The organism is Cupriavidus sp. 86D6, assembly GCF_057815095.1.
The window spans coordinates 762,903-785,673 of record NZ_JBYPSB010000002.1 but is presented as its reverse complement, the minus strand read 5'-3'; the positions used below and the strand labels follow the sequence as shown (position 1 = coordinate 785,673).

Here is a 22,771-nt window from a genome sequence, read left to right as displayed (position 1 = left end):
TACAACCTTTGTGATGTAAGGAGAGCCATGAAAAAGAACATCGCAGGCGCTGTCACCTTGGTCGTTATCGGCTTCCTGCTCGGCTTCGGCCTGAAGTTGCTTCTGTGGATCGTGCTCATTGTCGGCATCGCCCTCGCTGTGGGCTGGACCATGACCGCCGGCAGCAAGTTGGGCGAGGACGACATCGAGGAGGTGTTCCCCGATCCGCCTACCAGAGCGCCGGAAGCCCGCCACGAATGGCGCAACAACAGCGCCAAGGCTCCCCACGCAGACTAATGGCCAAGGTCACACTTGAACGCGCGCAGACGGGTAAGTTGGATGGATTGTCCGATGCCGACAAGCGCGCGTACGGCAGATTTCGCAAGGCTATCGAAGGAATGGCGCCAGGCGACACGCTGGCCTTCGAGTTCAAGCTGCCTCGCAGCCCGGTTTTTCATCGTAGGCATTTCGCTATCCTTGGTGCCATCTTCGACGCTCAGGACCAGTTCACGGACCGCGATCAGATGCGATGCTGGCTCCAGGTTGGCGCAGGGCACTGCGAGTACGTCCCGGCAGCGGATGGTGGCCTTATCGCCATGCCAAAGTCGGTCGCTTACGACGCGTTAGACGACGCCGAGTTTGCCGAGCACCACAGGAGCGTCATCGCCTTCCTGCGCGAGCCGCACGCCTACAAGTTCCTGTGGCCGCAGATGTCAGCCGCTGGCGCCGAGGGGATGGTCGAATCCATTCTTGCGGAGTTCGAGCGATGAGCAAAACCGCCACCAGGGCCGAATCGCGCCACATCGAGCGCGTCAAGAACATGGACTGCTCCGTCTGCGGCGCAGCCGGGCCAAGCGATGCCCACCACATCCTTGAAGGGCGCACACCGGGCCGGAAGAGCCCGAACTTCTGTGTGATTCCGCTCTGCAAAGACTGCCATCAAGGCAGCTTCAACGGGATCCACGGCCAGCGCCGCATGTGGGAAGTCATGAAGGTGAGCGAGCTCGACTGCCTCGCCTGGACGATTCAGCAACTCTACGGCGGCCGCTGACCGCCAGCAAAAGACCGGGGAGAGATCAATGAAATTCCGAGACACCGACGCCGTCCTGCGCCATGCCTACGCCATGGAGCAAATCCCGATCTGCAAGGTATCCGACGCCCAGCGCGCCATGGCCGGCGCAAGCGCGACCAACAAGGGGGCCGACGGCGCCCTGTCCCCGCTGGATCAGCACGCCCAGGCCGCGATGATCCGCAATCACGTCAATAACCTCCCTCCCCTATCCCGGGCCTATGGCTGGGCCATGTTCTCCTGGTCGGACGAGCGTACTAACGCGTTAGCGGTGTTGGATTCCCATGTCGCCCGCGAGACGAAGATCGCCAACAACCGGATGCGCTCGCTTCTCGTCCGGCGGTACGTCGACATCGGCCGCAAGAACCGACCGACGCACGAGCTCATCGCGACCAAATCCAGCGTGCACAAGCGTACCGTCCAACGCTACGAGACCCCAGTGAACGAGGCTATCGACGTCATCCGCGCGCGCTTCTACGAAATCCTCGACGAGGACTTCGGGAGAGCTGGCCTGATCCGCCTCTAAATATTTTTGCTAACGTTCTTGCACACACGTTATCTGTTTGCTAAAGTGTGCACATACGTTAGCAAAACGGGAGCGCGAGATGAACACCTACCAAGTCACCTTCAAGACGAGCCTCGGCCAGATGAGCGTCGATGTCGCAGCCTTCGACCGCGATGACGCCCAGGAATCGGCCATCGACCTGATGGAACAGGTAGGTGTGTGCCACGGCGAGATCGTCTCGATTCGCCGCGCTGACCTGCACTAATTCGGAGAGCGCCGTGGACCGCTATCAAGCCGAAGACCAGATCGAGCACAACCTGCGCGTCGGTGCCATCGAGGAGTACGTCGACGGAGATACCGCGCTGGAAGTGCTCGGCGAACTGGTAAAGCTGTTCAACGCCCGCGCCAAGCCAGGCATCCCCGTGATGGAACACCTCCGCCAAGCAAACATCGCCATCGCTGGCAAGTTGGCCCAGTTCACCGAGCAGGTCATCGCAGACAACGTCGATTTCGTGATCTCGGCCGCGGCCGAGGATCGCCTCCACGCCCGCTCCGACTACCGCGAACGGGTGTCTGAGGCGCTCCACTGAGTTTCCCTAGGGGAAGACAACATGAAGAAGATTCTCACCAGCGTGGCGCTGATTGCGTCGACGCTGCTCCCCATGGCCGCCCATGCGGTGGACATCGAGGTGGGTGCCGGACTGGTTCACTACCAGCCCCGCGGCAACATGATGTGGTACCAGGAAGGCATGCCGTACAAGCTGGACCTCAACGCGCCGTCTATTGAGGTCGGGCTTGCAGGCGCCGTCATCACCCACGACCGGTGGGGCCTGGACTGGCATGCCGGCTACGTCTACATGGGCACCGTAAGTTCGGACGCCATCGCTACCTCCGATGAGAACTACAACAAGGTTCTGAAGAGCTGCGACGGCCCTTGTCACTACAAGAGCCGCTTTGTTGGCCACGGGAACGTCCACGGAATCAAGCTCTCGCTCGAACCGAACTTCACCCGCAACGGCATCCGCTATGGCATCGAGTTCGGCGCCTACATCTTCAAGCCGAAGTGGGAAGTCACGCTCTACAACCGCCCCATCGAAAACGGCTACGAGGGTACCGGAGCAGTGACCGTCTCTCACAACCGAAAGATCCAGGTAGCGCCAGTCGTCGGCGCCTCCGTTGGATACAAGAACTTCAGCGTTTCGTATCTCTACTACTTCAACCGTTCCACCGGCGATGAATGGCATTCGCTGTGGAAAGGCACGAGCACGCTGATGCTCAAGTACCGCTTCTGAGTACCCCTTTGCGGTGCTCTGCATTCCCCCGCCGGGGCGCCGCCTTTTCCATTCCTCCACTCCACCGACCAAGGAGAACGCATGCAAGTCCAAATCCCACCGCTCGCCGAAGGCGAGGTCTACCTCTGCGGCTTCGTCGATTCCAATGGGGACGTCACGCACACGATTCTGCTGCCCGGCGATACCCGCGCGACGTGGCATGGCGCACTCGAATGGGCCAAGAGCATCGGCGGCGATCTCCCGACTCGCGCCGAGCAGGCTGTCGCCTTCGCCAAGCTCCGCGATCAGTTCGAGCAGGCCGCGTACTGGTCGAACGAAGAGGATACCGAAGACCCCGGCTGGGCTTGGTCTCAGCACTTCCGCAACGGCCGCCAGCTCGACCACCACCAGGGCCACGAGTTGCGCGCCCGTGCCGTCCGCAGGTTGACCATTTAACCCTTCATCCATTTCCAAAGGAGGTTCGCAATGACGATCACGCTTGAAGCCATCAAGGCAGAGCACTCCAGAATCGGCGACATGATCGCGGCGTTCGAGAAGCAATCCGCCAGCGAATATGTCGTGGCCGGCGCCACCATCGAACTCAGGGCTGGCGAACGCTACGCCGGCGTCGTGCTCGATGAAGACGGTTTGTTTAGCCACCACCTGATTCTGCTTCCCGGTGATGTCGATGACAAGACGTGGGAAAAGGCCAATGAATGGGCCGCATCGATCGGCGGCGAACTGCCCACGCGCCGCGAGCAATCCCTGCTCTTCGCCAACCTGAAGGGCGAGTTTGAAAGCGCCTATTACTGGTCTGGCGAGCGCCATGAGAAAGAATCCGGCTGGGCTTGGTTTCAGTACTTCGGCGACGGCACCCAGGACTACGGCCCGCAGCGCTACGAGTTGCGCGCCCGTGCCGTCCGCAGGTTCATTCCTTCAGTAATTTAACCATTTGAACCACCGTGGCACTGCACAACCAACTTCCGATCTATAAGGCCGCATACGGTCTTTTGGACGTTGTCACCGATCTGGTCAAGAACATGGCGCGCGATTTCAAACGCAGCATCGGCGAGAAGATCAACGCCGAGTGCATTGAGATCATGGTGCTGGTGTTCCGCGCCAACGTTTCCGCCGACAAGTCTCCTCACCTGACAGAACTGCTTGAGCGCCTTCAGGTGATCGAGTTGCTCCTGCGCTTGAGCATGGACAAGCGGCTGATCTCCAGACCGGCCTATGCCAAGGCTATCGAGATCACTACGGGAATCGGGAAGCAGGCCAACGGGTGGAAAAAGTTCGCAAGTCGCCCGCTTCATGGAGGTCAAGGCCGCCATGACTGAGCGATCTTTCAACCTGGTCGTGCCGCTGGCTCACGAGGCCACCGCCATGCGCACCACGGATACCTCCGACTTCGGTCGGGCAGCGTCCGGCGCAGTTTCCCGCCTGAGCAATCGGATGGGCGACGTAGATAGCACGATGTTTCCGGCTGGGCTTGGTATCAGAACTTCAACAACGGCAACCAGAACAACAACCAACAGAACAACGAGTTGCGCGCCCGTGCCGTCCGCAGGTTGGAACGAAAGCGCCCCCTTCTCGTTCGCCGAACTTGTCGAGGCCTATCTCGACTGCCGGCGCACGAAACGCAACAGCGCCAGCGCTCTGGCGTTCGAAATCCACCTGGAGGGCAATCTCCGGGCCCTGTACGACGAGCTGACCGACGGCAGTTACACGCCAGGCCGCTCGAAGTGCTTCGTCATCACCCGCCCAAAGCCGCGCGAGGTTTGGGCCGCAGAGTTCCGCGACCGCATCGTGCACCACCTTCTGTACAACCGGATCGGCCCTCGGTTCGAGCGTTCGTTCATCGCAGATTCCTGCGCGTGCATCACGGGCCGCGGCACGCTTTACGCGGCTCGCCGCCTCGAAGCGAAGGTGCGTTCGATCACCCAGAACTGGTCGCACCCGGCGTACTACCTGAAGTGCGATCTCGCCAACTTCTTCGTCAGCATCGACAAGCGCGTCTTGCTCGGCCTGCTGCAGAAGAAGATCCACGAGCCGTTCTGGCGCGGTCTGACAGAGCTCGTGCTGATGCACGATCCGCGGGCCGACTTCGTCTACCGAGGCGATCCGGCGATGCTGGCACTGGTACCGCCGCATAAGCGGCTGATGGAACAGCCGGCGCATCTCGGCCTGCCTATCGGCAATCTGAGCAGCCAGTTCTTCGCCAACGTGTATCTGGATGTGCTCGACCAACACGTGAAGCACCGCATCGGCGCACACCATTACATCCGATATGTCGACGACTTTGTGATTCTCCACAAGTCGCCTCAGTGGCTGAACGCCGCTCTCACCGAGATTGACGCCCTCCTGCCCCGCCATCTCGGCGCGCGCTTGAACCCGTCAAAGACGATCCTGCAGCCAGTAACACGCGGAATCGATTTCGTCGGCCAGGTGATCCGGCCTTGGGCGCGGCATACACGGAAGCGGACGCTCAATGTCGGTGCGCACCGCCTTTCCACTATGCCGGCCGGCGAAGTCTTTGCCGCAGCGAATAGCTACCTAGGGCTCGTCCGCCAGGCTAGCGCCAGCCATACGAATCAAGCCTCAATCGCCAAAATTGCGAGGCGGCGTGGGCATTCCATCGACTTCAGCCTGACGAAAGTCTACCGAAAAAAGGAGGCAGCGTGACCCAAAAACTATTCATCGTCGAGATCAGCACCACGGCTATCGTGGCCGGCAATGACGAGGCAGATGCTCACCGCAATGCCTGCTATCGCATGAGCGACATCATCGGCGATGCCGATCCGGAGATCGACGTCGCTGGCGAGGTCAAGAGTCTTGCCGGTCTTCCGGATGGCTGGGATGGGGATGCCTACCCGTACTGCGGAGACGGTGAAACTCCCTTGAAAGGACTTCTGCCCGAGGAAGAGCCGACCCGCGACACCAGGACTATCGACATGTTCGAGGCGCAGACTGGAGAAGTCGCATGAAACCCCTGAAGGCATACGAGGTCTACGACGGCGGCGACAACTGGGCAATCGTGTTCGCCACCAATTCGGCCACCGCCCGCCGCGAAGGCGCAAACGAGTGCAACTGCGACTGGGAAGATGTTGACCATTGCCGCCGCCGGCCCGCGCTCGACCAATTCGCACCGGGGCCGGTTCCTCCGCTTGCGCTCATTGCGCAGGGCTGGCATTACGAGTGCTTCCACTGCGGTTGCCGGGTTGACGAGGACATGTGCGACGTCGAGCCGGACCCGCACTTCGATACGTGCTCCGAATCCTCCCCGGTTGAGCGCGGACAGTTCGTCTATTGCAGCAAGTCCTGCGCAGCGATCGACGCCGCCCGCCGGCGCGGACGACAGGCCGCAGAGGCGGCGCTAATCGAACTCGTGGAGACAAAGTACCCCGGTTCCGTGGCGACGCATGTTCACATCTACGGCGATCGCATTGAACAGAACGATGGCCACTGCTCCGCAACCTTCACCTTTCCTGGAGGCAAGTACGCCGCCACCTGGAGGGTGGGCGACGGCATTTGGGTCTCTCAATGCGATCAGGATGCGTGGGCAGCGTATCGCGGCGATGCGGAGGATTGAGGATGCTGACCATCCGCCTACCCCGCCCCAGCGTGGATCTGGACGCCGTAGTCGTTGAGGCCGCTGAGAAACCCGTCGACGTAATCGTCGTCTACAAGTGCCCAGAGTGCCTCGAGGAATACGACTGGGAAGATGAAGCAATCGAGTGCTGCCAGGAAGATGCCGCCGAGCAGATCGCCCCGGGGCGCCTCGTTTGCCCGCAGTGCGGCAGCCAACATGACGACGTTGAGGATGCCGTCGATTGCTGCCTATGGAAGACCCACGGACCGGCGGAGCGATATGCGCTGGCGCAGCAGATGCGGACCTACGGCTACCTGCTGGACAGCGCGCTGGTCGGCGTCGTGACGGAGGGGGCAAGCAATGCCTGACGAAGACGGATACCCAGAAGATGATGAACTGAAGCAGATCGCCGAATGGTCTTGGCAGGACATCCCATTAATGCTGGCATTCGTGCTGGGCCTTTGGTGGTGCCCGGACTTTGGTTGGCACCTAGAGGGCGACAAACTCAAGTTGTCCACCGGAGGATGGTCTGGCAATGAAAGCCTGATAGGAGCTATGCAGGCGAACCGCATGTTCTGGACGCTATGCTGGGAATCTTCGCGGCGAGGTGGCCACTACGAGTTCGACTTGTCTCCTCTCAGGAGAATGGGAGAGAAGGGATGACCGCCCTCACCCCGTGGAATCCGTCCCGCCGCGCCGTCGCGCGCGTGAAGGCGCCATTGCCGGCGCCGACGCATTGCCGCTACTGCGGCGCCCGAGTCTCAATCGTCAACAACAGCGAGATCTACGGCAAGCCGCACGGCGACTGGCCGTGGCTGTATCTGTGTGGCAATCGGCTATGCGGCGCCTACGTCGACATGTACGCCGGCACCGGCATCCCGAAGGGAACGCTGGCCGATTCCCCGACGCGCCAGGCGCGCGGCTGGGCCAGCCAGTTGTTCAACTCAATCTGGCAGAGCGACTACATGCCCAAGGACGGGGCCCGCGCCTGGCTGGCCGGCGCACTCGGCATCTCCGAGTCCGAGTGTGAGATCGGGCGGTTTGATGTGCCGGAGTGCCAGCGAACCGTTACCCTTTGCTTGGAGCTTGCGAGGAAAGCGGCCTGACTACTTCGGGATCGGAATGTCGAACTGGGTTCGACAGCTTGGACATTTGACTGGTTCCACGTCCCCCACCGCGTTTAACGGAACGAGTGGTTGATCCTCCCCCCGATCCAGGAAGCACACTGGGCACGGAAACGCTTCTACATCACGAAGGCGAAGCCACCGCGCCTCGAACTTCTCAATGGCCTCTTGCGGCCAGCCATCGCGACGTAGATACGCCGCCAATGCTCGATACAGATCCGGATGTCGCATACTTTGATCCCCAATCAATAGTCGGCCGGAGAACGACGCCTCATGTCATCGATAGCTCGCTGTTGCGCAGCATCGACCTCCGCACGCAATACATCGCTTGCGATTTCAGCATCGCACTGCGGGCACTTTAAGTAGGGGACTCCACCGGGTCGCTGCAAAACAACCTTCATTCCACCGTCATAGCAAGCCTGGCAGAGATAGTGTTGGGGCTGGCCAGCGATCAAATCCTTGAAGGTGTATGCGAAGCTGTGTGGGCTAAGCGAAACCAAGTGATAGCGCTCACGTTCTTCGGCAGCCGCTTTGAGCTTAGTCACCTCTTTCTCAAGTTCGGCAATGCGCTTATCTAGCCCCCGCGCCTCCTGCGCACTACGAAGCGCATCTTGAACGGCGTCGAACGCGTTATTTGTGACTGCGCGGAGGCTCTCTGTCATATCAGCGACCGCATTCTCAGCGACCTTTTGATCATGAATTTCGATACCCCTCTTCAGCATATCAAGAGCGGTATTGGCCCCGGACACGGCAGCCATGAGTTGATCAATCATGTTTGCTCCCTTCGGCATTGATCGACGGATCGATGCGTGCAACCGCCTGCAGGTCGGCAGCATCCTCTCCGCTGATAGGCATCTTTAGCTCGTCGTACTTGCGCTGGATACCGGCCGCGTGCACACGGGTTAGCGAATCGACTTCCCACAGCCCCGGCGCCTGGCCTTGCTGCGTAAAGACGAATGCGGCCGGCTGCACGAGTTGGGCATGCGACACCGTGAACTCACAGTGATGCATGCCCATGTCGACCCCGCAATTGTTCGGCTTCAGTATCTGGCCGCCTACCGCGAACACGGGGCTCACCTTCCCGGCCTGCTGCTGCAGCCACATTACCTGAACGTATTCCGAGGTCTTCGGCTTCGGCGGCCGCCCCAGTTTCTTGTCGGCCGGAACGCCAATGACGATGGTCGCCTCCACCTGGCGCAGACGGACCGCGCCGGCCTGCACTGAGATATCGGCTTTGCTGATGTAAGTCTTCCCGGCGCCAGCGACGTTCACCGCCTCCTGGCCTTTGGAGTGCGCATAGCCGTCAATCAAGCCCTTGGCGTACTGCTCTTCAGTGATGACAAACAGCGCGCCGCCCTGCCGGACAGCAATGTAGTCGCCCCACGGCGTCGAGATACGCGGATTGCCGCCCGGGCCCGGATCGACCCGAATAACCGCCTGAGCGCCAGCAACAGCCGGCAGGACGGCCAATAACCAAACCAATACGGAGCGCATAGCTTCTCCTCCCTTGATGTTTTTGGCGATTCTATGGCGTCACCAGAAAAAAACAACGCACGGTTCTTGCACAGTTATTATTCTTTTGCTAACGTGTGTGCATGCACGTTAGCAACCAACCTGCGAGGAGAAGATGACTCAGACCGCTCTGGCCGTCCGAAGCGAATTCGGCGCCCAAACCACTACCACCGCACTCGTTGAGACCGCGTCCACCGCAGTAGCCGCCCAGGCAAAGGCCATGGTCGAAGCCCGGTATGTCATGGCCATGCAGCGGCCGCGCGACTGGGATCAGGTCCGCCAAACGCTCCTGCGCGAGTGCCGCCGCCCGTCGTTCGCCCACAACAAGAGCGCCTATTACCGCAAGCCGATCGGCCAGGGCGTGGAAGGTCTCGGTATTCGCTTCGTCGAGGTGGCGCTGCGCTGCATGACAAACGTCCTGGTCGAAACGACCATGATCTTCGAGGACGACAGTAAGGAAGTGCACCGCGTATCGGTGACCGACCTGGAATCGAACCTCACCTACCCGCTCGACGTGCGCGTATCCAAGACGGTCGAGCGCTCCAAGCCGATGGACGACGGCAGCTACATCTCCGCCCGCAAGAACAGCTACGGCAAGATGACGTACACCGTCCCCGCCAACGATGACGACCTTCTAAACAAGCGGGCCGCACAGATTTCCAAGGCCATTCGGACTCTAGGCCTGCGCATCATCCCCGGTGATATGCAGGACGAGGCCGAGGAGATCATCAAATCCGTCCGGATGGATGAAGCGGCGCGCGACCCAGATGCTGAGCGCAAACGGATTGCTGACGCCTTCGCCGGCATCGGCGTCAAGGCCTCCGACCTGGTTGCCTATCTCGGCCACGCCCTCGACAGCTGCTCGCCGACCGAGCTCGTCGACCTGCGCGGCATCTACGGCGCCATCAAGGACGGCGAGGCCACGTGGAAGTCCGTCATGGACAACAAGGCGGAGCAGTCTGGCGGTAATGGCGGCGACGAGAAGAAGCCGGAAGGCAAGGTCATCCCCGTCTGTAGCGACGAGCGATTCAAGGACAAGACTCCGGAGTGGAGGAAGCTGATCCTCGACAAGAAGAAGGCCGTCGCCGACTTGATCGCGATGATCGAGAGCAAGGAAAAGCTCACCGAAGACCAGAAGCTCGAAATTGACGCCTGGTCTCACGAGAACGACTGACCTAGCCATCCCCAACCGGAAGACAGACATGAACATAATGAACGTTGTACAAGGCTCGCCCGAATGGCTGGCCCTGCGCAGGAATTACCTGACGGCTTCCGAAGCGCCTATCGCGCTCGGGAAGTCGAAGTACACGAATCGAAGCGATCTGCTGCGGCAGAAACACACCGGCGTCGAGAAGGAAGTCGACGCCTTCACCCAAGGGCTGTTTGATCAAGGCCACGCCGCCGAAGCGATGGCCCGCCTGATCGCCGAGGAAATCGTCGGATCGGATCTCTATCCCGTCACAGCCACAGACGAGGTGGCCGGCCTTCGCCTGCTCGCCAGCCTGGACGGCGTCACGATGGACGAAGAGATCATCTGGGAGCACAAGCTCTACAACGCCGACCTCGCGGCCGCCGTCGCCACCGGCAAGCTCGATCCCCATTACACGATCCAGATGGATCAGCAGTTGCTCGTCTCCGGCGCGAAGAAGTGCCTCTTCATGACGTCCGACGGCACCCGTGAAAATATGGCCTGGTGCTGGTACGAATCCAGCCAGGAGCGATTCGATGCGCTGATTGCAGGCTGGAATCAGTTCGCGAAGGATCTCGCCGTTTTCGAACTCCCCGATGCGCAGCCGACTGTAGTCGCTGAGGCAGTCCAGGCGCTCCCGGTCGTTTCGGTGCAGATCAGCGGCAAGATCGATGTCCGCGAGAATTTCAAAGTCTTCGAGGTGGCACTGCGCGAATTCCTCGAAAACAAGCTGATCCGAGAGCCGCAGACGGACCAAGACTTCGCAGACCTCGACCTACAGATCAAGGCTATGAAGAAGGCCGAGGAAACGCTGAATGCGGCCGAAGCCATGATGCTGGCCCAGATCCAGAGCGTGGACGAGGCGAAGCGCCAGAAGGATATGTTGGCCAAGCTCGTGCGCGACAACCGGCTTATGGCTGAAAAGCTGCTCGCCAGCGAAAAGGAGCGCCGCCGGGCCGAGAAGGTTGATACAGCCCGCAAGGCGTTCACTTCCCACGTCGCCGAACTGCAGCGCGAGATTCGGAGCGTCCGCCTTGAGGTTACGGCGCCCGATTTCCCGGCGGCCATAAAAGGCCTGAAGACGCTGGCCAGCATTCAGGACAAGCTGGATAACGCACTTGCTAATGGGAAGATCGCGGCCGATCAGCAAGCAGCCGACATCCGCACCAAAATCGATTGGCTGAATGCCAATGCCGCCGAGTACCGCGCGCTGCTGGCCGACCTGCAACAACTCATCGCGAAGCCAATCGACGATTTCAAGCTGACAGTCACGTCGCGGATCGACCAGCACAAGCGCGACGAGGAAGCCCGCCTCGAAGCCGAGCGCGCCCGTATCCGTCGCGAGGAAGCTGAGCGCGTCGAGCGCGAGGCGGCCGAGAAACGCGCCGCCGACGAAAAGGCCGCTCGCGAGGCTAGGGATGCGACGAAGGCAGCGGAGCCGATTATCGAGACCGTTGCCGCCAAGTCTCCAATCCCATCGCCGCGGGCTGCAGCCGCCATCATGCCGCTCAAAGGCGCGCCGCGCGCCCAGCGCCGCCGCCCCTCTGACGCCGACATCATCGAAGCGCTGGCAATCCACTTCGGCGCCCAGCAAGCGACGGTAATCGAGTGGCTTAGGGATCTGCACCTCCCCGCCGCAGCCTGATCCCCTCCCCTGACAGAGAGAGACGAGAGAGACCATGCAAAGAAGAACGCCCGAGTACATCGAATGCGCGCGCGCCATCATGCGGGACCATTTCGACGAAATCCCGTCTGAATTCAACGTGCGCGTGCTTGCCCAACGTATGCCGGAGCACAGGCCCGCCATGATTACCAACGCACTCCGCCACCTGGAGACCGAGAGGCTCGTCCACGCTCCCGGCGACAAGACGTACGACGGCGCGACCGGCCGGCGCAAGGTGGCGGTTATGGTCTGGCGGAAGGGCCCGAGCGATGGCCCGCGTGCGATTGCCCGCCGCGGTGGCGATACCCACGTCCCGCCCAGCGAAGCTCTTGCCCGGCTTGGACTGCCGTCGCCGCACGATAAGGCAAAGGAACTCCAGATGTGCATGGCGAAAGCAATCCCGCTGGAGAACATCGCCCGCGCAGGCGAGCAGCCGGTCTATTACGTGCCGCGCGCTTGGCTGGATGAGCGTGCGCCGGCGTTGGTGGCGGCTCCCTCGCGCGAACCGATCACGGCTTCTGCGCCCGACCCTGCGCAAGAACCCAAAACGCTCGAACGCCACATCGCCACGCTCTTAGCTGAGGCGGTAGGCCATCTGCGGACGCTCGTTCAGTTGTCGCAGCCCGGGCAGACGACGCTGAAGTTCTAGGAGGCAGGGATGAACCTCACTCGACTCACATTCCCATTCGACGGACATACCGTCACTGTCACCGGCTACCACTATGCCGGTTACAACGGCAACGCGTCTCCGCCCGAGCCTGAGTCGTTCTTCGTCCACCAGGCCGAGATCGTCAAGCAGGCAGATGACCAGGAGCCGGTCTCCGTCGATGACCTCGACGATGACGAGCTCGCGGATGCCGCCCTCCGCGCCTGGCGCAAACGGGACGAAGCAGACCGCTGTGATCACGCCGACGCAGTCCGCGAAGATCGCCGCCTGGAGTCGAGGAGCTACCTGTGAGCGCGGCCAACGTCAGAGCGGTCCTCGCCGGCGCCCTTTACGGGCTGGTGCTCGCCCTGCTTCTTGCCGCCTTTATTTTTCGCCGCGTTGGCTAACATGTGTGCTGTCAGCATACTATGAACAAAACAGAAACTATGGAATCGACAATCGACCTCAAGGACTGGATCACCCCGGACCTGTCACTTCCGGAAGAGCCTGCAGCTGAGCCGGCCAAACGTTGCATCGGCTGCGGCGCAGAAGTGAACGACGGCGAAACGCCGCCCTGCGGTCACTGATCATGGAAAGCCTGGCAACCGGTCATTGGCTGGCGGACGAGCGCGGCGACGTCGTGCATGCCCGCTTGCTGCCAGATGTCCGGCTTTCCGTGGAAGGCGAATTCGCGTCGCTGGACAAGAAGGTGGCGGCCGCACGGTACATCGCCCACTGCCTGAATGTGGCAATCGACTCAACGCCGGTGGACGACAACCCCGCCGCAGAACGCATCTACGTCGGCGGTGCGGGCGTCAGCCTGACGCCGGTATCCGACGGAGTCGAGTACGTGCGCGCGGATATCGCCGCAACCCTCTCGAAGATGACAGGCCAACTGGCCGAACTGATCAACGCAATGGCCGGAGCCCATGCGCTCGAGCGCGAGCGAGTGCTCAAAGCGCTGGAGGCCCCGGCCCACATCGCCATCATGCCCGACGAATGCAAAGGGCTGGCGCATGACCGCTGCTACGAGATGGGCGCGAGGGAAGGCGGTACCGCCGTCCGTCTGGCCATCAAACGGCACGTAGCGGACGCAATGAATCTGGAGGAATAACGAATGCCAAAGAGGAGAAGACTCGTTCCGTCGGCAGCGCCGCTCGAATCTACCAATCTCCGTCGCACTGCCGCGGTCGGTGATGAACTCGATAGGCTGGCGGCCGCAGCAAACATCGCATTCCAGGCCGCGGGGAAGCATGGCCTTACCAGGCTTGAACTGGCTCGCGCCATCGATACAGGTCGCAACGGTGCAAAGGCCACCATTGAGACGATGCGAAAGGGCAAGCGCCTCTACATCTCGGCATGGCGTCGGGGTACCCCCGCGTATGCGCTTGGCGACCTCGTAGACACACCAAGGCCAGTTCCGCCCGAACTCCCTGCCGAGCGATTCAAGCAAATGGACATTTTGGCTGTCGCCAAGCAGGAAGTTGCGGCTGCACACGCACAGTGGGCCGCCACATGGGTTCCACATCGAGACCCTGCTGCAGCATGGATCGGAGGTACCGTTTGATGAAGCCAATCTATCTCGATCGGCATGCGGCGGCAGCGGCCGTCAGCCTATCGGACACCAGCCTGGAAAAGCTGGTTCGGGAAGGGAAATTCCCAAAGCCGCGAGTTCTTTCCGGGCGCCGAGTCGCCTGGCTAACGCGCGAGGTCGAAGAATGGGCCGAGACACGGCCGATCTCCGACCTCCCTCCCCCGGCAAACACCTCACGCCGCGGCTAAGGACGGGGTGGCCGCGAGCGATTCGAGCTTTACCGAAAGCTTGCCCAGCCACTCATGCCGCTCCTTATCGTAGGTGTGGCGGTTGTAGACGCCCTGGACGCCAGGCAGCATATGGCCCAGGATCGACTCCGCCACCTCATTTGGGCACCCCATTGAGGCAAGCATCGTCCGGACGGTGCGACGAAGGTCATGCGGCGCCCAGTGCGTTACTGTCAGGCGCGGGCGCTTCATCTGTGGGCGCGTCTTGGAATACGGCTGGTGATAGAAAACGGCCGTTTGAATGGTCTTCTGCTCCACATTCCCACCCATGCGGGACGCGAACAGGTAGCCCTCCTTTACGACAGCCAGCCGGCGCCTGACGATCTGCTCTGCTTGACCAAACAGCGGCACCCGCAGGTCCGTAGCGCCGGCCCTCTTCGCGTTCTTGGTCTTTTCCTTGGGAATCGTCCACCACAGCCCGGTTGGCTCCTGTTGGATCTCGGCCGCTTCCATGCTGACGATCTCAGACCCGCGCGTTCCGGTCCAAAGGTAGAGCGCCAGCACGTCGGCCACGATGCGGCTGAAATTGGGCAGCCAGCGGATCAGCTCGCCGACCTCCGCCTCGGTCAGCACGCGCTTCACCTCACCGATCGACTTTCCCTGAATCTTCTTGCCCTTGCTTTGCAGGCGCCCCCGCATGATCTGACGCCACCAATTGGCCGTCGAGGCGTCCAGCCGGCCGGAATCGAGGCCATAGCCCCAGGCCGCGCCTAGCTCCGATCTTAGCTTTGCCGCCTGAACCGGAATACCGGCGTGGGAATCCAGCAGGTCGAAGGCCTTGGCGCGAGTCACCTCGCCCGGCAGCAGGTCGGCGAAGTCCCCGAGCATTGTGTCGAACATCCGCCGCACTTCCTTGGCGCCCTTGGCTGTCCGATTGCGCTCAATGTGACCGACGAGGAAGTCATCACACAGCCGGCGCACTGTATAGGGGCCGCGCTGGGGTAAACTCCCCTCCGATACCGACCGCGCCATGGTTCGCGCCGCCTTTTTCTCGGCGGCGACGTCCCGGCCGCTGTCGCGCGCAGTTCGCAGCTTCTCCCATTCGACGATGGCGGCGGCCGGAGACATTGCCGGCCAGGCCCCGATCTTCGACTGTTTCATCTTGCCGTCGATGGGCGACTTATAGCGGTAGATCCAGGTCCGCCGCGTGACGGTGCATTCGAGACGCAGACCAGGATGGTCCGCGATCGTCATATGTTCCCCCGGCTTGAGCAGCTTGGCTGCGCGCGCGTCGAAGTACATGGCGTAGGTTTTCCCCGGCGTAGGTTTTGCCGCAAAGGGATGATCGCGATGCGGCGTAGGTTTTTTGTGATGATACGCGAAAAACCTACGCCGACGACTAGAGTGAAGGCTTGCAATGACGAGTGTTGATGTGGTTGGCGAGATTGAGCCAAAAGACGTGGAAGCCGCCCCCACAAAGGGATTGCGGGCGAAAACCGAGGCAGATCAAGCGGTTAAGAAAACTGCCAAAGACGCACACACGCCAATGATGCTGCAGTACCTGCGCATCAAGGCGGACCATCCGGACACGCTGCTCTTCTACCGGATGGGCGACTTCTATGAACTGTTCCACGATGACGCCGAGAAGGCTGCCCGCCTGCTCGACATCACGCTGACGTCGCGCGGGCAGTCCGGCGGTGTGCCGATCCGCATGGCGGGCATCCCGTTCCACTCGGTCGATCAATATCTGGCGCGCCTGGTCAAACTTGGCGAATCGGTGGCGATCTGCGAGCAGATTGGCGATCCGGCTACGAGCAAGGGGCCGGTCGAGCGCAAGGTGGTACGGATTGTCACGCCGGGCACGCTGACCGACGCGGCGCTGCTGCCCGACAAGACCGACAGCTATCTGATGGCCGTACACCAGCAGACCACGCGCCGCGGCGTCAGCAAGACAGGCCTGGCGTGGCTGAACCTTGCCAGCGGCGAACTGCGCCTGATGGAATGCGATGCCGCCCAGTTGCCGCGCGAACTCGAACGCATCCGCCCGGCCGAACTGCTGTATGCCGACGGCATGGATCTGCCCGTGCTCGAGTGTGCCCGCACCCGCCTGCCCGAATGGCACTTCGACCAGGACGCCGGCACGCGCCGGCTGCGCGAGCAGATTGGCGTGGCCAGCCTGGAGCCATTCGGCTGCACCGGACTGGGCGCCGCCCTGGGTGCGGCGGGCGCGCTGCTGAACTATGCCGCCACCACGCAGGGGCAATCGCTGCGCCACGTGCAGGGCGTCACCGTCGAGCGGGAATCCGAGTTCGTCGGGCTGGATACCGCGACACGGCGCAATCTGGAACTGACCGAAACGCTGCGTGGCGGCGAATCGCCGACGCTGTTCTCGCTGCTCGACACCTGCTCGACGACGATGGGCAGCCGCGCGCTGCGCCACTGGCTGCATCACCCGCTGCGCGACCCGGCGCTGCCGCGTGCACGTCAGCAGGCCATTGGCGTATTGATCGCGCAAGACCCGGAAACCGTGCGCGCCACGCTGCGCCGCCTGTGCGATGTCGAACGGGTCACGGCCAGGCTGGCGCTGCTGTCGGCGCGGCCGCGAGACCTGTCGTCGCTGCGCGACACGCTCGGCGCGCTGCCCAGCGTCCAGGCCAGCGTCAGCGCCGCGCACGAATCGCCGTTGCTGGCGCAGACGATCGACGAACTCGAAGTGCCGGCCGACTGCCTGTCGCTGCTGACACGCGCGGTGGCCGAGGAGCCATCGACAGTGATCCGCGATGGCGGCGTGATCGCGCGCGGCTACGATGCCGAGCTCGATGAACTGCGCGACATTTCCGAAAACTGCGGCCAGTTCCTGATCGAACTGGAAACGCGTGAACGCACACGCACCGGCATCTCGAACCTGCGCGTCGAGTACAACCGCGTGCATGGCTTCTATATCGAAGTGACGAACGGCCAGGCCGACAAGGTGCCGGACGACTATCGCCGCCGCCAGACGCTGAAGAACGCCGAACGCTACATCACGCCGGAACTCAAGGCCTTCGAGGACAAGGCCCTGTCCGCGCAGGACCGCGCCCTGGCACGCGAAAAGCAGCTTTATGAAGCACTGCTGCAGGCGCTGTTGCCGCACATCGGCAGCCTGCAACGCGTGGCGGGCGCCCTGGCGCGGCTCGACGTGCTGACCACGCTGGCCGAACGCGCCCGCACGCTGGACTGGACCCAGCCGGAGCGGGTCAGCGAAAACGTGGTCGATATTGCACAGGGCCGCCACCCGGTGGTGGAGGGGCAACTGGCAGCGGAATCGATCGCGTTCATCGCCAACGACTGCCAGCTCAACGAGGCGCGCAAGCTGCTGCTGATCACCGGCCCCAACATGGGCGGCAAGTCGACATTCATGCGCCAGACGGCCCTGATCGTGCTGCTGGCCTGCGTGGGCGCGTGGGTGCCGGCGCGGCAAGCCAGGATCGGCCCGATCGACCGCATCTTCACGCGGATCGGGGCAGCCGACGACCTCGCCGGCGGACGTTCCACCTTCATGGTGGAAATGACCGAGGCGGCCGGCATCCTTCATCACGCCACACCGTCCAGCCTGGTGCTGATGGACGAAATCGGCCGTGGCACGTCGACCTTCGACGGCCTGGCGCTGGCGTGGGCGATTGCGCGCCACCTGCTGTCGCACAACCGCAGCCACACGCTGTTCGCCACGCACTATTTCGAGCTGACGCAACTGCCGCAGGAATTTCCGCAGGCGGCGAACGTGCATCTGTCCGCCGTGGAGCACGGCGACGGCATCGTCTTCCTGCATGCCGTGCAGGACGGCCCGGCCAGCCAGAGCTACGGCCTGCAGGTCGCACAACTGGCGGGCGTGCCGCAGCCCGTGATTCGCGCCGCGCGCAAGCACCTGGCATGGCTGGAGCAGCAATCGGCCGACGCCACGCCGACGCCGCAGATGGACCTGTTCGCGGCACCGGCCACGCCTCCCGATGACGACGACACCGTGTCCGGTCTGGTCTCTGCATCGGTCGAGCAGGCGGTCGAACAGGCGGTCGCGCGGGAAGCGCTGGCGGCGCTGACCGCCATCGACCCGGACAACCTGTCGCCGCGCGACGCGCTGGAGGCGCTGTACCGGCTCAAGGCCATTGCGGAATCTGCCGCGCAGGCATGAGCGCCGCGCACGGCTCCGGACGCCTGGCCCTGGCAGCGGCCGTCCTGATTGGCTACGTCTGCCTGACGACACCGGGCGCTGCCCTGGCGGCGCGCACCGGTAAGGTATCGCCGCCACCGGCACCTGCCGTGCAGCCCACGCGGATGGCGCTGATCGCCGACGTGCCGCAATGGCCTGCGGCGGAAGCGGATCTGGCGGCACTGTTCACCCAGATGAACGCGCGACAGGTCGCGCTGATCGTGCATGCCGGCGGCATCAAAGGAGACACGGAATCCTGCGGAGACGCGGTGCTCGGCGCGCGACAGCGCGCGCTCGACGACTCTCCTGCGCCATTGCTCTATGTCCCCGGGGAAACTGACTGGGCAGAATGCCAGAAGCCGGTCAACGGCAGATTCGATGCTGTCGAGCGCCTGAACCGGCTACGCGAGCTGTTTTTTCCGATGGATACCACGCTCGGTCGCCGCACGATCCCCGTGGTGCGGCAGTCGGACCAGGCCATGTTCCGCAGCTTTCGCGAGAACGTGCGACTGGTGGAAGGCAACGTGATGGTGGTTGGACTGAACCTGCCCGGGGACAACAATCACTATCGCAGCGAAGGTGGCCGCAACGGCGAGTTCGAAGACCGCCGCGAGGCCAACCGGCAATGGCTGCACCGGGCATTCTCGGTGGCGACCCAGCGCGATCTGCCTGGCGTTCTGGTGGTGGTCCACGCCGACCCGATGTTCGGCAACGGCTGGGAGAAGCGCGGCAAGCCATCGCTGTTCGACGGATTCCTGCGACGTGGCACGCGCGATGGCTACCTTGAATTCAAGAAACAACTACGCGATTTGACCGTGAAGTTTCCGGGCCAGGTACTGCTTGTCCATGCCAGCGACAGTGGCTTCAGCGTCGACAAGCCGTTGCGCGACACAGCCGGCAAGGTCGTCGGAAACTTCACGCGCGTGGCGTTGCCCATCGGCAATCCGTCGCGCTGGGTCGAATTGACCGTCACACCCGGTACGCGATCGGTGTTCCAGGTGGAGGTGCAGGACCGGCCGAAGCCCAACTAGCGCCAACCAGACGACCTGCGGAATTGACCTGCATCATGCATCGGCCAGCGTCCGTGAATCCAAATGAAAAAAGCCGGCAGATGCCGGCTTTTCCCAATTCGCGATGACCTGTCGCGTATCGCTCGACTGGCAGGGATCCGTATCGAGTCAGTGCAGCGTGCGCGGGCTGTCCGCCTCGCCTCCGTCGTCCTCGTCTTCGTCGACGACTTCGATGCCCGAGGCGCCATGCGCATGGCCGTGTTCCACTTCCTCGGTGGTGGCTTCACGCACCTCGGACACTTTCAGCCAGAAGCGCAGCGCCATGCCGGCCAGCGGGTGGTTGCCGTCCAGCACAACCTTGTCTTCGGCAACGTCGGTCACCGTGTAGATGATCGAATCCTCGTCGTCACCGTCCTCGGGCACGCCCTCGAACTGCATGCCGACTTCCAGCGGCTCGGGAAAGCGGTCGCGCGGTTCGACCTTCACCAGTTCGGCATCGTAGTCGCCGAACGCGTCATCGGGTTCCAGCTGGAGCTGGGTCTCGAAACCGGCATCGTGGCCGTCCAGAGCTTCCTCGATCTTGGGGAACGTGCCATCATACCCGCCGTGCAAATAGACCATGGGCTCATCGGATTCCTCGATGAGATTGCCCTGCGCGTCCGACAGCTTGTACACAACGGACACCACCGTGTTCTTAGCGATTTTCAATTCTTGACTCCATGAGCGATTCCGCATTATACGCGCAGGCCCTGCCTGCGGGCCCCATTGATCCCGACGCACCGCTCACGCTGCTCGGGGGCATGACGCCCGCGGCATTCATGCGTGACATCTGGCACCGCAAACCGTTGCTGATTCGACAGGCCGTGCCCGGAATTGTGCCCCCTGTGTCGCGCGAATCGCTTTTTGAACTGGCCGATCGGGACGATGTGGAATCGCGCCTGGTGTCGTACTTTCGCAACCGCTGGAAGCTCGAACACGGCCCGTTCGCCGAAGACAACCTGCCGTCACGCAAGACCGGCAAGTGGACGCTGCTGGTGCAGGGCGTGAACCTCCACGCCCGGGCGGCCGCCGAACTGATGAGCCAGTTCCGCTTCGTGCCCGACGCCCGGCTCGACGACGTCATGATCAGCTACGCCACCGACGGCGGCGGCGTGGGTCCCCACTTCGATTCTTACGACGTCTTCCTGCTGCAAGTATCGGGCCGACGCCGCTGGCGCATTTCGTCACAGACGAAGCTCGATCTGATTCCTGACATGCCGCTGAAAATCCTCTCGGACTTCAGCGCCGAAGAGGAATGGGTGCTGGAACCTGGCGACATGCTCTATCTGCCGCCGCAGTACGCCCATGACGGCATTGCCGAAGGGGAATGCATGACGGCGTCGATCGGGTTCCGCGCCCCCGCCTACCGCGAACTGGCGGGCCACTTCCTGGCATGGCTGTCTGAAACGGTCGAGGGCAACGAAGCGCTGGACGGCCGCTACGCCGACGCTGGCGAGGCCGCCACGGCCACCCCGGCCCAGTTGCCCCCCGGCCTGGCCCGCGCTGTCGCCGACCGGCTGCAGGCGCTGAAATGGGACAAGGGCATGGTGTCCGAATTCCTCGGGTCGTACCTGTCGGAGCCCAAGCAGTCGGTGCAGTTCGAGGAGATCGCGGAGATCAGCCTGAAGCAATATGCGAAGCTGGCCAAGGCGCATGGCGTGGTCCTTGCTCCCGGCTCCATTGCGCTCTACGACCGCACGAACTTCTTCCTGAACGGCGAAGCGTATGAGCCGCCGCCGGCCTTGGCGAAATGGCTGCGGCGCCTGGCAGACATGCGCCAGCTGACGGCCGACGAAATGGCTGCGTGCGCGGCACTTCCCGATCTGATGGACACATTTCACGATTGGGCGATGGAAGGCTGGTTGCAGATCGCGCCGGCACGTGTGTAATTTTGCGTAACAGAATGAACCGGCATATTTCGCCTATACACAAGGCGGGAAAACGCGGATATAATCGCCCGCTGGCTAGTACTGTGGACCACTGCACTGTCGGCACCCGGGAGAGCCTCATATTTGCAGTACAAGAGCGATAATTACCGGTAATTATTCATCGCCTGTTTTCGTTTTATTAAAAGTTAAAGGACGAACAATGAAGAAGTCTCTCCTGATCGCATCCCTGCTGGCTGCTGTTGCTCTGGCCGCTTGCGGCAAGAAGGAAGAAGCCGCTGCACCCGCCGCTGACACCGCCGCTTCGGCTCCCGCCGCTGCTGCTCCGGCTGCTGACGCTTCGGCTCCCGCAGCTGCTGCTCCGGCTGCTGACGCTTCGGCCCCGGCTGCCGACGCTTCGGCTCCGGCTGCTGACGCTTCGGCTCCGGCTGCCAAGCAGTAATCGGATCTTTCCGAAAAACAAAAAGCCGACCTTCGGGTCGGCTTTTTGTTTTGGCGATTATCTGACGCCTCTCTATTAGCAGGATCGGCGCTCGCCGATTATGCCCGCACGGGCTGCCAGCCCAACCCCTCTTCCTGATCGGCGATCAGAATTTCATCAGGCAGTACGCCCAGCACCGTGGCCAGCGCGCCCGCGGCGAGTTCGCGGGTATTGTTCTGCTTGCTCAGGTGCGCCGCCACCACGCGCGACAAGCCTGCGTGGGTCACCTGCGACAGGATGGCGGCCGCGATATCGTTGGCCAGGTGGCCGAAGTCGCCCCCGATTCGCCGCTTCAGCGACCACGGATACACTGAGTTGGCCAGCATGTCGCGGTCATGGTTGCATTCCAGGACCAACGCATGGACGCCTGCGAGCCGGGCGGTGACGTAGGGCGTTTCCATGCCGGCATCGGTCAGCACACCAAGCCGGGCATCGCCATCGGTCAGCACGAACTGCAGCGGCTCGCGCGCATCGTGCGGCACGGTATAGGGATGGATCTGAAGGGCACCCACCGAAAACACGTGATCGGCGCAACATACCCGCACGTCGGCCTGGTCCGCGCCACGCATATGCGAAGTGGCCAGCCAGGTGCCGTGACTCGTATGGACAGGCAGCTTGTGGCGCGCGGCAAACGCGTAGGCAGAGCCTACATGGTCGCCGTGCTCGTGGGTGACCAGCACCGCGTGGAGTTGCGTGGGGGATACACCCAGGCGCTCAAGACGACGCGCCGTTTCCTTGATGCCGAAGCCACAGTCGAGCAGCACACGCGTCACGGACGCGCCCTCGCCGGCCTCGATCAGCAGCGAATTGCCTTCGCTGCCACTTCCCAAAAAAGCAAAGCGCATCATGGATGCGCTCGCC

The 22,771-nt window shown here is 62.5% G+C and carries 32 protein-coding genes; 27 read left to right on the top strand and 5 right to left on the bottom strand.

The window, feature by feature from the left end; translation table 11 throughout:
* The first annotated feature begins 27 nt into the window (after positions 1-27).
* The 16 genes from AC3G88_RS08770 to AC3G88_RS08695 all read left to right on the top strand — a co-directional run bounded on the left by AC3G88_RS08770 (position 28) and on the right by AC3G88_RS08695 (position 7,519).
* Positions 28-276, top strand: a complete 249-nt coding sequence (locus tag AC3G88_RS08770; protein ID WP_488893292.1) for a hypothetical protein — start codon at positions 28-30, stop codon at positions 274-276.
* Positions 276-749: a hypothetical protein gene (locus AC3G88_RS08765; protein WP_488893291.1), complete on the top strand. Its 474-nt coding sequence runs from the start codon at positions 276-278 to the stop codon at positions 747-749. The genes AC3G88_RS08770 and AC3G88_RS08765 overlap by 1 nt, the downstream gene beginning before the upstream one ends.
* Entirely contained in the window at positions 746-1,030 is a 285-nt protein-coding gene (locus tag AC3G88_RS08760; protein ID WP_488893290.1) for a DUF968 domain-containing protein, read from the top strand. Before AC3G88_RS08765 ends, AC3G88_RS08760 begins: the two co-directional genes overlap by 4 nt.
* Positions 1,031-1,058: 28 nt before the next feature.
* The gene (locus tag AC3G88_RS08755) at positions 1,059-1,574 is read left to right on the top strand and encodes a hypothetical protein (protein ID WP_488893289.1); all 516 of its coding nucleotides are present in this window, start codon (positions 1,059-1,061) and stop codon (positions 1,572-1,574) included.
* A gap of 79 nt (positions 1,575-1,653) precedes the next feature.
* Complete coding sequence (locus tag AC3G88_RS08750) at positions 1,654-1,818, top strand: hypothetical protein (protein WP_488893288.1); 165 nt, start codon at positions 1,654-1,656, stop codon at positions 1,816-1,818.
* Between the two features lie 13 nt (positions 1,819-1,831).
* A complete protein-coding gene (locus tag AC3G88_RS08745; protein ID WP_488893287.1) occupies positions 1,832-2,143 on the top strand; it encodes a hypothetical protein in 312 nt (103 codons plus the stop codon).
* Positions 2,144-2,164: 21 nt separating this feature from the next.
* On the top strand, positions 2,165-2,845 hold the full coding sequence (locus tag AC3G88_RS08740) for a hypothetical protein (RefSeq protein WP_488893286.1): 681 nt from the start codon (positions 2,165-2,167) through the stop codon (positions 2,843-2,845).
* 81 nt (positions 2,846-2,926) lie between these two features.
* Complete coding sequence (locus tag AC3G88_RS08735) at positions 2,927-3,280, top strand: Lcl C-terminal domain-containing protein (protein WP_488893285.1); 354 nt, start codon at positions 2,927-2,929, stop codon at positions 3,278-3,280.
* A gap of 30 nt (positions 3,281-3,310) precedes the next feature.
* Positions 3,311-3,772, top strand: a complete 462-nt coding sequence (locus AC3G88_RS08730; RefSeq protein WP_488893284.1) for an Lcl C-terminal domain-containing protein — start codon at positions 3,311-3,313, stop codon at positions 3,770-3,772.
* A gap of 14 nt (positions 3,773-3,786) precedes the next feature.
* Entirely contained in the window at positions 3,787-4,161 is a 375-nt protein-coding gene (locus AC3G88_RS08725) for a four helix bundle protein (protein WP_488893283.1), read from the top strand.
* Positions 4,136-5,506 (top strand): RNA-directed DNA polymerase, encoded by a 1,371-nt coding sequence (locus tag AC3G88_RS08720; RefSeq protein WP_488893282.1) that lies wholly within the window; start codon positions 4,136-4,138, stop codon positions 5,504-5,506. Before AC3G88_RS08725 ends, AC3G88_RS08720 begins: the two co-directional genes overlap by 26 nt.
* Positions 5,503-5,808: a hypothetical protein gene (locus AC3G88_RS08715; protein WP_488893281.1), complete on the top strand. Its 306-nt coding sequence runs from the start codon at positions 5,503-5,505 to the stop codon at positions 5,806-5,808. Before AC3G88_RS08720 ends, AC3G88_RS08715 begins: the two co-directional genes overlap by 4 nt.
* Positions 5,805-6,413 carry a hypothetical protein gene (locus tag AC3G88_RS08710; protein ID WP_488893280.1) on the top strand — a complete coding sequence of 203 codons (609 nt, stop codon included), beginning with the start codon at positions 5,805-5,807 and terminating at the stop codon, positions 6,411-6,413. The genes AC3G88_RS08715 and AC3G88_RS08710 overlap by 4 nt, the downstream gene beginning before the upstream one ends.
* 2 nt (positions 6,414-6,415) lie before the next feature.
* Positions 6,416-6,781, top strand: a complete 366-nt coding sequence (locus AC3G88_RS08705) for a hypothetical protein (RefSeq protein ID WP_488893279.1) — start codon at positions 6,416-6,418, stop codon at positions 6,779-6,781.
* Positions 6,774-7,076: a hypothetical protein gene (locus AC3G88_RS08700; protein WP_488893278.1), complete on the top strand. Its 303-nt coding sequence runs from the start codon at positions 6,774-6,776 to the stop codon at positions 7,074-7,076. The genes AC3G88_RS08705 and AC3G88_RS08700 overlap by 8 nt, the downstream gene beginning before the upstream one ends.
* On the top strand, positions 7,073-7,519 hold the full coding sequence (locus tag AC3G88_RS08695) for a zinc-finger-containing protein (protein ID WP_488893277.1): 447 nt from the start codon (positions 7,073-7,075) through the stop codon (positions 7,517-7,519). The genes AC3G88_RS08700 and AC3G88_RS08695 overlap by 4 nt, the downstream gene beginning before the upstream one ends.
* 263 nt (positions 7,520-7,782) lie before the next feature.
* Here the strand turns inward: AC3G88_RS08695 and AC3G88_RS08690 are convergent, their stop codons facing one another.
* Complete coding sequence (locus tag AC3G88_RS08690) at positions 7,783-8,310, bottom strand: hypothetical protein (RefSeq protein WP_488893276.1); 528 nt, start codon at positions 8,308-8,310, stop codon at positions 7,783-7,785.
* Positions 8,303-9,031, bottom strand: a complete 729-nt coding sequence (locus tag AC3G88_RS08685) for a hypothetical protein (protein ID WP_488893275.1) — start codon at positions 9,029-9,031, stop codon at positions 8,303-8,305. Before AC3G88_RS08685 ends, AC3G88_RS08690 begins: the two co-directional genes overlap by 8 nt.
* Positions 9,032-9,164: 133 nt before the next feature.
* Between AC3G88_RS08685 and AC3G88_RS08680 the strand changes: the two genes are divergently transcribed.
* The 7 genes from AC3G88_RS08680 (at position 9,165) to AC3G88_RS08650 (ending at position 14,329) form a co-directional block, all read left to right on the top strand.
* On the top strand, positions 9,165-10,223 hold the full coding sequence (locus AC3G88_RS08680) for a hypothetical protein (protein ID WP_488893274.1): 1,059 nt from the start codon (positions 9,165-9,167) through the stop codon (positions 10,221-10,223).
* Between the two features lie 28 nt (positions 10,224-10,251).
* Positions 10,252-11,883, top strand: a complete 1,632-nt coding sequence (locus tag AC3G88_RS08675) for a YqaJ viral recombinase family protein (RefSeq protein WP_488893273.1) — start codon at positions 10,252-10,254, stop codon at positions 11,881-11,883.
* A 34-nt stretch (positions 11,884-11,917) separates the two neighbouring features.
* Positions 11,918-12,550, top strand: a complete 633-nt coding sequence (locus tag AC3G88_RS08670) for a hypothetical protein (protein WP_488893272.1) — start codon at positions 11,918-11,920, stop codon at positions 12,548-12,550.
* A gap of 9 nt (positions 12,551-12,559) precedes the next feature.
* On the top strand, positions 12,560-12,859 hold the full coding sequence (locus AC3G88_RS08665) for a hypothetical protein (RefSeq protein ID WP_488893271.1): 300 nt from the start codon (positions 12,560-12,562) through the stop codon (positions 12,857-12,859).
* A 134-nt stretch (positions 12,860-12,993) separates the two neighbouring features.
* A complete protein-coding gene (locus AC3G88_RS08660) occupies positions 12,994-13,134 on the top strand; it encodes a hypothetical protein (RefSeq protein ID WP_488893270.1) in 141 nt (46 codons plus the stop codon).
* A 2-nt stretch (positions 13,135-13,136) separates the two neighbouring features.
* Positions 13,137-13,661, top strand: coding sequence for a hypothetical protein (locus AC3G88_RS08655; protein ID WP_488893269.1), 525 nt, complete (start codon positions 13,137-13,139; stop codon positions 13,659-13,661).
* 245 nt (positions 13,662-13,906) lie between these two features.
* Positions 13,907-14,329 (top strand): helix-turn-helix transcriptional regulator, encoded by a 423-nt coding sequence (locus AC3G88_RS08650; RefSeq protein ID WP_488893268.1) that lies wholly within the window; start codon positions 13,907-13,909, stop codon positions 14,327-14,329.
* Here the strand turns inward: AC3G88_RS08650 and AC3G88_RS08645 are convergent.
* Complete coding sequence (locus tag AC3G88_RS08645) at positions 14,315-15,610, bottom strand: tyrosine-type recombinase/integrase (RefSeq protein ID WP_488893267.1); 1,296 nt, start codon at positions 15,608-15,610, stop codon at positions 14,315-14,317. The two genes, AC3G88_RS08650 and AC3G88_RS08645, sit on opposite strands and share 15 nt — an antisense overlap.
* Positions 15,611-15,854: 244 nt before the next feature.
* On the opposite strand from AC3G88_RS08645, the gene mutS reads away from it, so the two are divergent.
* Together mutS and AC3G88_RS08635 are read left to right on the top strand one after the other, a co-directional pair.
* Entirely contained in the window at positions 15,855-18,476 is a 2,622-nt protein-coding gene (gene mutS / locus AC3G88_RS08640) for a DNA mismatch repair protein MutS (RefSeq protein WP_488771374.1), read from the top strand.
* Positions 18,473-19,525 (top strand): hypothetical protein, encoded by a 1,053-nt coding sequence (locus tag AC3G88_RS08635; RefSeq protein ID WP_488771330.1) that lies wholly within the window; start codon positions 18,473-18,475, stop codon positions 19,523-19,525. Before mutS ends, AC3G88_RS08635 begins: the two co-directional genes overlap by 4 nt.
* Before the next feature lie 147 nt (positions 19,526-19,672).
* On the opposite strand, the gene AC3G88_RS08630 is transcribed toward AC3G88_RS08635, so the two are convergent.
* On the bottom strand, positions 19,673-20,212 hold the full coding sequence (locus AC3G88_RS08630) for an FKBP-type peptidyl-prolyl cis-trans isomerase (protein ID WP_153948906.1): 540 nt from the start codon (positions 20,210-20,212) through the stop codon (positions 19,673-19,675).
* Between the two features lie 11 nt (positions 20,213-20,223).
* Here AC3G88_RS08630 and AC3G88_RS08625 point away from each other — a divergent pair, with 11 nt between their 5' ends.
* Both AC3G88_RS08625 and AC3G88_RS08620 read left to right on the top strand, forming a co-directional pair.
* Positions 20,224-21,432, top strand: a complete 1,209-nt coding sequence (locus AC3G88_RS08625) for a ribosomal protein uL16 3-hydroxylase (protein ID WP_488771328.1) — start codon at positions 20,224-20,226, stop codon at positions 21,430-21,432.
* Positions 21,433-21,631: 199 nt separating this feature from the next.
* Entirely contained in the window at positions 21,632-21,871 is a 240-nt protein-coding gene (locus AC3G88_RS08620; protein WP_082926518.1) for a hypothetical protein, read from the top strand.
* Between the two features lie 98 nt (positions 21,872-21,969).
* Here the strand turns inward: AC3G88_RS08620 and AC3G88_RS08615 are convergent, their stop codons facing one another.
* Positions 21,970-22,758: an MBL fold metallo-hydrolase gene (locus AC3G88_RS08615; RefSeq protein ID WP_488771327.1), complete on the bottom strand. Its 789-nt coding sequence runs from the start codon at positions 22,756-22,758 to the stop codon at positions 21,970-21,972.
* Positions 22,759-22,771: the final 13 nt, after the last annotated feature.

Bases quoted from the DNA above. Each gene is read 5' to 3' on its own strand.
- AC3G88_RS08770 (WP_488893292.1), top strand. From the start codon at position 28: ATGAAAAAGAACATCGCAGGCGCTGTCACCTTGGTCGTTATCGGCTTC.
- AC3G88_RS08765 (WP_488893291.1), top strand. From the start codon at position 276: ATGGCCAAGGTCACACTTGAACGCGCGCAGACGGGTAAGTTGGATGGA.
- AC3G88_RS08760 (WP_488893290.1), top strand. From the start codon at position 746: ATGAGCAAAACCGCCACCAGGGCCGAATCGCGCCACATCGAGCGCGTC.
- AC3G88_RS08755 (WP_488893289.1), top strand. From the start codon at position 1,059: ATGAAATTCCGAGACACCGACGCCGTCCTGCGCCATGCCTACGCCATG.
- AC3G88_RS08750 (WP_488893288.1), top strand. From the start codon at position 1,654: ATGAACACCTACCAAGTCACCTTCAAGACGAGCCTCGGCCAGATGAGC.
- AC3G88_RS08740 (WP_488893286.1), top strand. From the start codon at position 2,165: ATGAAGAAGATTCTCACCAGCGTGGCGCTGATTGCGTCGACGCTGCTC.
- AC3G88_RS08735 (WP_488893285.1), top strand. From the start codon at position 2,927: ATGCAAGTCCAAATCCCACCGCTCGCCGAAGGCGAGGTCTACCTCTGC.
- AC3G88_RS08730 (WP_488893284.1), top strand. From the start codon at position 3,311: ATGACGATCACGCTTGAAGCCATCAAGGCAGAGCACTCCAGAATCGGC.
- AC3G88_RS08720 (WP_488893282.1), top strand. From the start codon at position 4,136: ATGGAGGTCAAGGCCGCCATGACTGAGCGATCTTTCAACCTGGTCGTG.
- AC3G88_RS08710 (WP_488893280.1), top strand. From the start codon at position 5,805: ATGAAACCCCTGAAGGCATACGAGGTCTACGACGGCGGCGACAACTGG.
- AC3G88_RS08705 (WP_488893279.1), top strand. From the start codon at position 6,416: ATGCTGACCATCCGCCTACCCCGCCCCAGCGTGGATCTGGACGCCGTA.
- AC3G88_RS08700 (WP_488893278.1), top strand. From the start codon at position 6,774: ATGCCTGACGAAGACGGATACCCAGAAGATGATGAACTGAAGCAGATC.
- AC3G88_RS08695 (WP_488893277.1), top strand. From the start codon at position 7,073: ATGACCGCCCTCACCCCGTGGAATCCGTCCCGCCGCGCCGTCGCGCGC.
- AC3G88_RS08690 (WP_488893276.1), bottom strand. From the start codon at position 8,310: ATGATTGATCAACTCATGGCTGCCGTGTCCGGGGCCAATACCGCTCTT.
- AC3G88_RS08685 (WP_488893275.1), bottom strand. From the start codon at position 9,031: ATGCGCTCCGTATTGGTTTGGTTATTGGCCGTCCTGCCGGCTGTTGCT.
- AC3G88_RS08680 (WP_488893274.1), top strand. From the start codon at position 9,165: ATGACTCAGACCGCTCTGGCCGTCCGAAGCGAATTCGGCGCCCAAACC.
- AC3G88_RS08675 (WP_488893273.1), top strand. From the start codon at position 10,252: ATGAACATAATGAACGTTGTACAAGGCTCGCCCGAATGGCTGGCCCTG.
- AC3G88_RS08670 (WP_488893272.1), top strand. From the start codon at position 11,918: ATGCAAAGAAGAACGCCCGAGTACATCGAATGCGCGCGCGCCATCATG.
- AC3G88_RS08665 (WP_488893271.1), top strand. From the start codon at position 12,560: ATGAACCTCACTCGACTCACATTCCCATTCGACGGACATACCGTCACT.
- AC3G88_RS08660 (WP_488893270.1), top strand. From the start codon at position 12,994: ATGGAATCGACAATCGACCTCAAGGACTGGATCACCCCGGACCTGTCA.
- AC3G88_RS08655 (WP_488893269.1), top strand. From the start codon at position 13,137: ATGGAAAGCCTGGCAACCGGTCATTGGCTGGCGGACGAGCGCGGCGAC.
- AC3G88_RS08650 (WP_488893268.1), top strand. From the start codon at position 13,907: ATGGCGTCGGGGTACCCCCGCGTATGCGCTTGGCGACCTCGTAGACAC.
- AC3G88_RS08645 (WP_488893267.1), bottom strand. From the start codon at position 15,610: ATGTACTTCGACGCGCGCGCAGCCAAGCTGCTCAAGCCGGGGGAACAT.
- mutS (WP_488771374.1), top strand. From the start codon at position 15,855: ATGATGCTGCAGTACCTGCGCATCAAGGCGGACCATCCGGACACGCTG.
- AC3G88_RS08635 (WP_488771330.1), top strand. From the start codon at position 18,473: ATGAGCGCCGCGCACGGCTCCGGACGCCTGGCCCTGGCAGCGGCCGTC.
- AC3G88_RS08625 (WP_488771328.1), top strand. From the start codon at position 20,224: ATGAGCGATTCCGCATTATACGCGCAGGCCCTGCCTGCGGGCCCCATT.
- AC3G88_RS08620 (WP_082926518.1), top strand. From the start codon at position 21,632: ATGAAGAAGTCTCTCCTGATCGCATCCCTGCTGGCTGCTGTTGCTCTG.
- AC3G88_RS08615 (WP_488771327.1), bottom strand. From the start codon at position 22,758: ATGATGCGCTTTGCTTTTTTGGGAAGTGGCAGCGAAGGCAATTCGCTG.